Below are 6,134 nucleotides of genomic sequence, written 5' to 3' on the forward strand. Positions count from 1 at the left end.
TTATTCCGCGTCCTGAATCAGAAACCGATCACGGTTCTTCGCACCTGCAATCCATTGCGGTGCCTTCCCACGCCCGCTCCAGGTAGCACCGGACTTCGGGTCACGATACTTCGGTGCGACCGGCGCACGCTCGCTGGGCGCTGCTGCTCGCCGGCGACCAAAGAGTTGGTCGGGCGTGATGCCGTATTCGGCGATCTGTTCGCGAATCGAAGTGATGATGCTGTCCAGTTCCGCAAGCCGCGCTTCTTCGGCTTGCTGTGCGAGTGCCTCTGCCTGCGCCTTCAGTTCGAGATAGGTAGCCATAAATGTGAAAGAATTTCCTTTGAGAGATAGCTCTGGAGAGAGCGGCTCATTATATCCCCGCGCCAAACCGAATTCGAAAGCTTCGCGTCCCCGGCTTCCAGCATTTCACTTGTGGATGAGGTTCAGCATGATCGCAAGACCGTCGAACAGGCAAGCGAGTCGAATCAATTTATTCGGAATCCTATCTATTTGACATAACGTGAACTAGCGATTTATCGTTTGTAGTGGCTAAGCTGTAATGTCCGCCATGGTCTTGATATCTTGCGAGAGCAAAGTAGGCATGTCGTAGTCCGCGTGTTTGCCCAATCCAAGGCCATCTCAACTGCTAAAATGCACCGTGGGTCACCGTCGGGAGGGCCATAACGTTGTCGCCCCGCTCGGGCATGCCCCGCGAGATCCACCTAAAAAGTTCATCTTCCCGCATCGGCATCGCGAGATAAAAGCCTTGCATAAGTTTGCAGCCAAGTGAACGAAGCACCCGCAGTTCGGATTCCTGCTCGACACCTTCCGCGACCACATCGATCTCCAATAGCTGCCCAAGCTTCAGTATCGCCTCGACCAGCATATGATTTCCCTTGGAAAGGTTGCTGACCAGAGACCGGTCAATCTTGACCTTGCGCACATATGAGCGATGCAAAGTCGACAGTGCCGAAAATCCCACCCCGAAATCGTCGACCGCAATACGCACTCCTGCGACTGAAAGCCGTTCTAGACGGGACTGCACAATATCGATATCAGCCGTAGTTTCCTCAGTGACCTCGATTTCCAGCATCGTGGCAGGCAGACCAGCGGTAGCGAGCCAGTCCAACGCGATGTAGTCCACCGGGATCTGCGCGATTTTCCGCGGCGATAGATTGATTGCGACCCTGACGTGGCCCAGACCTTCGCGCTGTAACCACGCCATCAGACGTGATACCCGACTCAACACATGCTTCAACAGCGACTCCGACTGACCAGATGTGTCCGCAATGAACACGATGTCGGGCGGTGCAATCGGCCCGTACTTCGGGTGTTCCCATCGCAGGAGCGCTTCTACACTGTCCAACTGTGTCCCACCCTCGCGCAAGACCGGCTGAAAGAACACATCCAACTCGCCACTGACCATTGCTTGCGGGAGCTCACGCTCGATCGCACAGCGGGTAGTGAGCCGGATGCGCAACGAGCCATCGAAAACCCGAAAGCGATTGCGTCCCTGCGTCTTCGCGGCATACAACGCCTCGTCGGCACAAAGCAGCATATCCGTCAGGTCCATGGATGCGGAGGTGTGAATACCAATACTGACGCCTAGGCACTTTGCGTCCTTGATGTCGACCGGAACGTTATCGATCAGACGCTGCGCGAGTGACTCCGGCGATTCGCCGACCAGTTCTGGGGCGTAGAGAATCGCGAATTCATCGCCACCGAGCCGCGCAACGAGTGCATCTGTGGGCCGATAAGCCATGATGCGGCGCCCCACCTCGGCTAGGACATCGTCGCCGCCGCGATGGCCATAGACATCATTGACAACCTTGAAGCCGTCCAAATCAAGCATCATGAGGCATGCGGCTCTGCCTGCCGCCGGCATATACTGCGCAGCCCGTACCATGAATCCAGTCCGATTGAGCAGGCCCGTCAAGTGGTCGTGCCATGCCTGATGTTGCATCTGTTTCTGGGTCGACAGCGCCTGGCGGTGCGCCGCCTCCAATGACCGGGCCAGCGATGTGGCTTGATTCTTCGCGCGACTAGCCTCCCGGAAAGCCTCTTCACTCTCAACAGCGCTGCGCGATAGTGCCAGCAGATAGAGCAGCACCGTGGCCGCCAAGCAATATCGATCAAAAGTGCCTTGATACAGCAGGCACACCACGACGGACAGTAGGGCTGGCGTAATGAACGCGAGCGGTACGCGTGCGTAGGCGGTACCATGTGTCACCGCGCCCGCCGTTACGCCGCAAACAACGGTGAGGTAAAAGAGGGTTGAGGACGACGTATAGCCGTCGCATAAAAGTGGGACGCCGGCCCAGACAAAGCCCGACATCAGTGCGCCGAACGAAAACCTGCGCAACTGCCGGACCACCGGCGACATGGCGTTGTTTGAATTGAAATCCCTTGCTATGCGAGGGCCGGATATCGGCGCCATTTCCACGCGCTGGCGGCAAAGATGAATTCTCCAGACGTTGACGAGCGTCGACATGCCGAACCACAACACGGCCGTTCGGTACCGATGATGATCGAACGCTACTAACAAGTTGGCGAACCCAAGCAGCATGTTGACCGGAATGGCGATCAGTACACTGCGCCGCACCGCGCCCATCTGGTCGGCAAGTACGAGCGCGTCCAGCTGCGGTGCATCAGTCGCAGAGGACTCCAAGGACCGCGAGGTATCCGCGGAAGGTGCGTGGCTCATATTTGGTCACCCTCGCTTATTTGTTATATATGATTTTACCGCCCAAAATCCGAGCGACCATTGGATCGTTGAAGAGGCAATGCCTGACCGGAAATTGATCCCATAGAAGCCTTGCGCGTGTTCGGGTTTGGTTGGGACGCCGGTGTCTTTGGGATGCGACGCGCATTCGAAGAGGAAGTGGACAGGTGGCTGGCGACTCGGAGGGCGTTTGGGGATACTCACGAGCGGTTAAGGTACCGCCCCGTAGCTTCTGCTCGTCAACTGCAGAAGCAGTTCGTCATAGGCAGCCACAAGCGAGGAGTCCTCCCACGTGTAACGCCTTAAAATCTTGCGCTGGCGTAGGATATACGCTTCCCAGTCGTCATCGTGCGTATGCAGAGCGCGCAAAAGCGCGTCGGCACCCCGCCGCACATCGTTGTCCGGATAGTAGTATCCCAGATCGGGCGCGAGACCCGCGTTGTGCACGAGCGGATAACCCTGCCAGCACACGTCGAAATAGAAGTAGTTCAGCGGGTTCGACCATTGGTGCGACACGACGATGTCGGTCATTGTGGCCAGAAAGTCGGGCGTGTCGAAGCGACCGACAAAGGCGGCCTTGCCCGCACGGACGATGTCCAGGTAATTCATCAGCATCACGAATTCGGGGCTGTCGTGCGCGAGGCGATCGGCGTTCGTCACGTGCGTGAAACAGATCGCGTCGGGGTCGCGCCGATACGCCTCGTCGATGATCAGCATCGGATACACGCAGAACTTCACGACGTCTTGGTTCGGCTCCATCACCGTGAGCCGCTTGCCCGACTCACTGCGCGGCCGGTATTCGCCGTGCCCAGGCAACGACCGCGTGCGATCGGTCAAGAACATTGGATCCCACACGAACGGAACAACGCGCCCTGGGCAACGACGCAGCGACTGCAGGAATGGCAGCGACGACGGCGCGATCTGCGGAATAGCCCACACCTCGTCGTAGCCGCGGTTGATAAACAGCGAATCCCATAACCGGCGGCCGAAGAGCATCGACTCCATCGCGTTGATGTACTCGACGCCGCAGCAATAGCTCACCAGTTTTACGCCGCGCGCTTTCAGGTAAGCTGTCTGTTCACCATCAATCTGCCCGCCGAGTTCGATCACCACGTCGAGCGCATCCTTCATGTCGGCGAACGTGCGCGTGTCGTAAACGTTGCGATTCCACGGCAGCGCGTCGGTGAGCGGCACGTCGGTGGTGTTGACCAGCGTCACGCGGTAGCCGTGCGGCGACGCCATCAGCAGCTTCGCGAGAAACAGCGCGTTCTGCTTGATGCCGTTGATCCACAGGCTTTCGTCAGGGGCACGCAGTCCGATCGTGATACCGATTCGCAGGCCACTCAGTGAAGGAAGTGTAATCATCGAAAAATAGAGGGCTGCGCCCCAACGTAGATCCCGCTATCAAAATTGGGCAAGGCATGCGGACGCGGATACTCCCCGGCGAGGACGACGGATAGCCCGAGAGCGTGACTGAATAGTCGGAACGCTCAGCCGAATCGACACCTCAATCCCCCTTGTATGTAATGTCGTGCCACCGCTGTGAAATTTTTCCTCCCGAGCCGAGTTGGCCACGCGGAAATCGTTTGTCGGCTATCGCATGAAGCGCGCGCTCATCACGCGCAGGATCACCGCAACTACGCAGCACCTTCAAATCGCGAACACGACCTTCTTCATTGAGCCAAACCCGCACCAAGACATTCCGGCGGGTCTCCACCGATTTCGGGACTGCGCGAGACAACATGCGATCGATGAGCGACATACACATCCTCTTCACTGGTGAGCGTCGGACGGCACTCGATCCTGCAGCAGTAGTTTTGTCGCGTTATTCCGCGTCCGGAATGAGGAAACGATCACGGTTCTTCGTGCTCGCGATCCAACGAGGCGCCTTGCCGCGGCCGGTCCAGGTCGCTCCGGTTTTAGGGTCACGATACTTCGGCGCGACCGGCCGGCGCGTTTTCGACGCTACTGCATACCGGCGCCCGAAGAGTTGATCCGGCGTGATGCCGTATTCCGCAATCTGTTCGCGAATTGCGGTGATGACACTATCCAATTCTGCGAGTCGCGCTTCTTCGGCTTGTTGCGCCAACGCTTCAGCTTGTTCCTTGAGTTCGCGATAGGTAATCATAGATGGCAATGCATTCCTCTGACGGATGACTCGAGCAAACCCTATCACTATATCATTATCAAATTTCGAGTTCGGACAATCGGCACACGATCCATTCATAAGCAGCGCCTCGCCATATTACCAAATACAACCAAGCTATTTGCATCTCGCCCAGGCGAGAGGCCTACCTTGGTGGCGTGGCTTATTTAATGCTTACGGCGACCATGCTGACGCCATTCATTAAAAAAACGCTGGAGCCCGGCAATTTTTAGTGCATAGTTACGGTGTTAACAATTTTATATCTTCAGACGTTTAATTTATCTCGTCATTTTAATTTTAAAAAATTTATTTCCGTTTCGTTTGCGCTTTTATTAAAACGCAAACGTTAAACAATTACAAATTGCCGAATTAGATAAAAGCCCGGCCCATCCCAACGGTAGATTTCGTGAGAATCGGATACGCAAGAGTCTCGACGGACGAACAGAATCTAGACTTGCAGATATTGGCGCTCAAGGCCGATGGCTGCGATTCCATCATCACCGACCAGGGCGTCTCCGGTGCTCGCCTTGAGCGCCCCGGACTTCAGCGCGTCCTCAATGAATGCCAAGCCGGCGACACCCTTGTCGTGTGGCGACTCGACCGGCTTGGCCGCTCGTTGAGCCAGCTGCTGGTCGTGATGAATGATCTGCGCGCCCGGGGCATCGACTTCGCCTCCTTGAACGAAGCGATCGATACCGGCACACCTGCCGGCATGTTCATGTTTCACATGGTCGCCGCCTTGGCTGAATTCGAGCGCGCCTTGATCAGCGATAGGACAAAGGCTGGACTCGAAGCGGCTAAAACCCGCGGCGCGAGACTTGGCCGTCCTCCCGCCCTCGATGCGCAACAAATCAGCGAAGCAAAAAAGCTGCTCGAGAGCAAACCCATCGACGATGTCGCCTCGCGCTACGGTTTGCCGCCAAGGAGTTTGCGCAGGATCCTGGACCGGTCGACTTGATAGTGCCCCCTGCCTAGCCATTAGCCTTGGCCTCTCCGTCGCCCTGCCAGGTGCGCAAATGCCCTGCCCCCTGACGGCAAGATCGGAATAAAAAGTGTGCGGCGGTCCACCGCCGCACAAAACTCGGACGGAGGAGAACGTCCGAGGGCCAGAAATCAGCCTGGGCGCACACATGCAGCCAGCACGCCTGGCTTCGATCTAACGCCTGACTCTTCCGCGTATACGCCAGCATGCTCACGCAGTTCTCGATGCAGCTTGCGTCGACGCTCACTCATTCCCCCAACCGCCGAGCACCAGGGTCATCGCACGGTCGATCGCATCGTCCC

General features: G+C 57.2%; 6 protein-coding genes. 1 reads left to right on the forward strand and 5 read right to left on the reverse strand.

Going from position 1 to position 6,134, the window contains the following annotated elements; all coding sequences use genetic code 11:
- The 5 genes from HWX00_RS34490 to HWX00_RS34510 all read right to left on the reverse strand — a co-directional run bounded on the left by HWX00_RS34490 (position 1) and on the right by HWX00_RS34510 (position 4,832).
- Complete coding sequence (locus HWX00_RS34490) at positions 1–303, reverse strand: H-NS histone family protein (protein WP_175028020.1); 303 nt, start codon at positions 301–303, stop codon at positions 1–3.
- Positions 304–628: 325 nt separating this feature from the next.
- Positions 629–2,686 (reverse strand): putative bifunctional diguanylate cyclase/phosphodiesterase, encoded by a 2,058-nt coding sequence (locus HWX00_RS34495; RefSeq protein WP_175028019.1) that lies wholly within the window; start codon positions 2,684–2,686, stop codon positions 629–631.
- Positions 2,687–2,914: 228 nt separating this feature from the next.
- On the reverse strand, positions 2,915–4,066 hold the full coding sequence (locus tag HWX00_RS34500; protein WP_175028074.1) for a DUF2827 domain-containing protein: 1,152 nt from the start codon (positions 4,064–4,066) through the stop codon (positions 2,915–2,917).
- 145 nt (positions 4,067–4,211) lie between these two features.
- Complete coding sequence (locus HWX00_RS34505; protein WP_175028018.1) at positions 4,212–4,466, reverse strand: energy transducer TonB family protein; 255 nt, start codon at positions 4,464–4,466, stop codon at positions 4,212–4,214.
- 63 nt (positions 4,467–4,529) lie between these two features.
- On the reverse strand, positions 4,530–4,832 hold the full coding sequence (locus tag HWX00_RS34510) for an H-NS histone family protein (RefSeq protein WP_175028017.1): 303 nt from the start codon (positions 4,830–4,832) through the stop codon (positions 4,530–4,532).
- 424 nt (positions 4,833–5,256) lie between these two features.
- Between HWX00_RS34510 and HWX00_RS34515 the strand changes: the two genes are divergently transcribed.
- Entirely contained in the window at positions 5,257–5,808 is a 552-nt protein-coding gene (locus HWX00_RS34515) for a recombinase family protein (RefSeq protein WP_175028016.1), read from the forward strand.
- Positions 5,809–6,134 lie beyond the last annotated feature (326 nt).

Source organism: Burkholderia seminalis DSM 23518 (assembly GCF_902832885.1).
GTDB lineage: Bacteria > Pseudomonadota > Gammaproteobacteria > Burkholderiales > Burkholderiaceae > Burkholderia > Burkholderia seminalis.

What these genes read in the sequence shown, in the direction of transcription:
- HWX00_RS34490 (WP_175028020.1), bottom strand. Translation starts at nt 303, where the DNA reads ATGGCTACCTATCTCGAACTGAAGGCGCAGGCAGAGGCACTCGCACAG.
- HWX00_RS34495 (WP_175028019.1), bottom strand. Translation starts at nt 2,686, where the DNA reads ATGAGCCACGCACCTTCCGCGGATACCTCGCGGTCCTTGGAGTCCTCT.
- HWX00_RS34505 (WP_175028018.1), bottom strand. Translation starts at nt 4,466, where the DNA reads ATGTCGCTCATCGATCGCATGTTGTCTCGCGCAGTCCCGAAATCGGTG.
- HWX00_RS34510 (WP_175028017.1), bottom strand. Translation starts at nt 4,832, where the DNA reads ATGATTACCTATCGCGAACTCAAGGAACAAGCTGAAGCGTTGGCGCAA.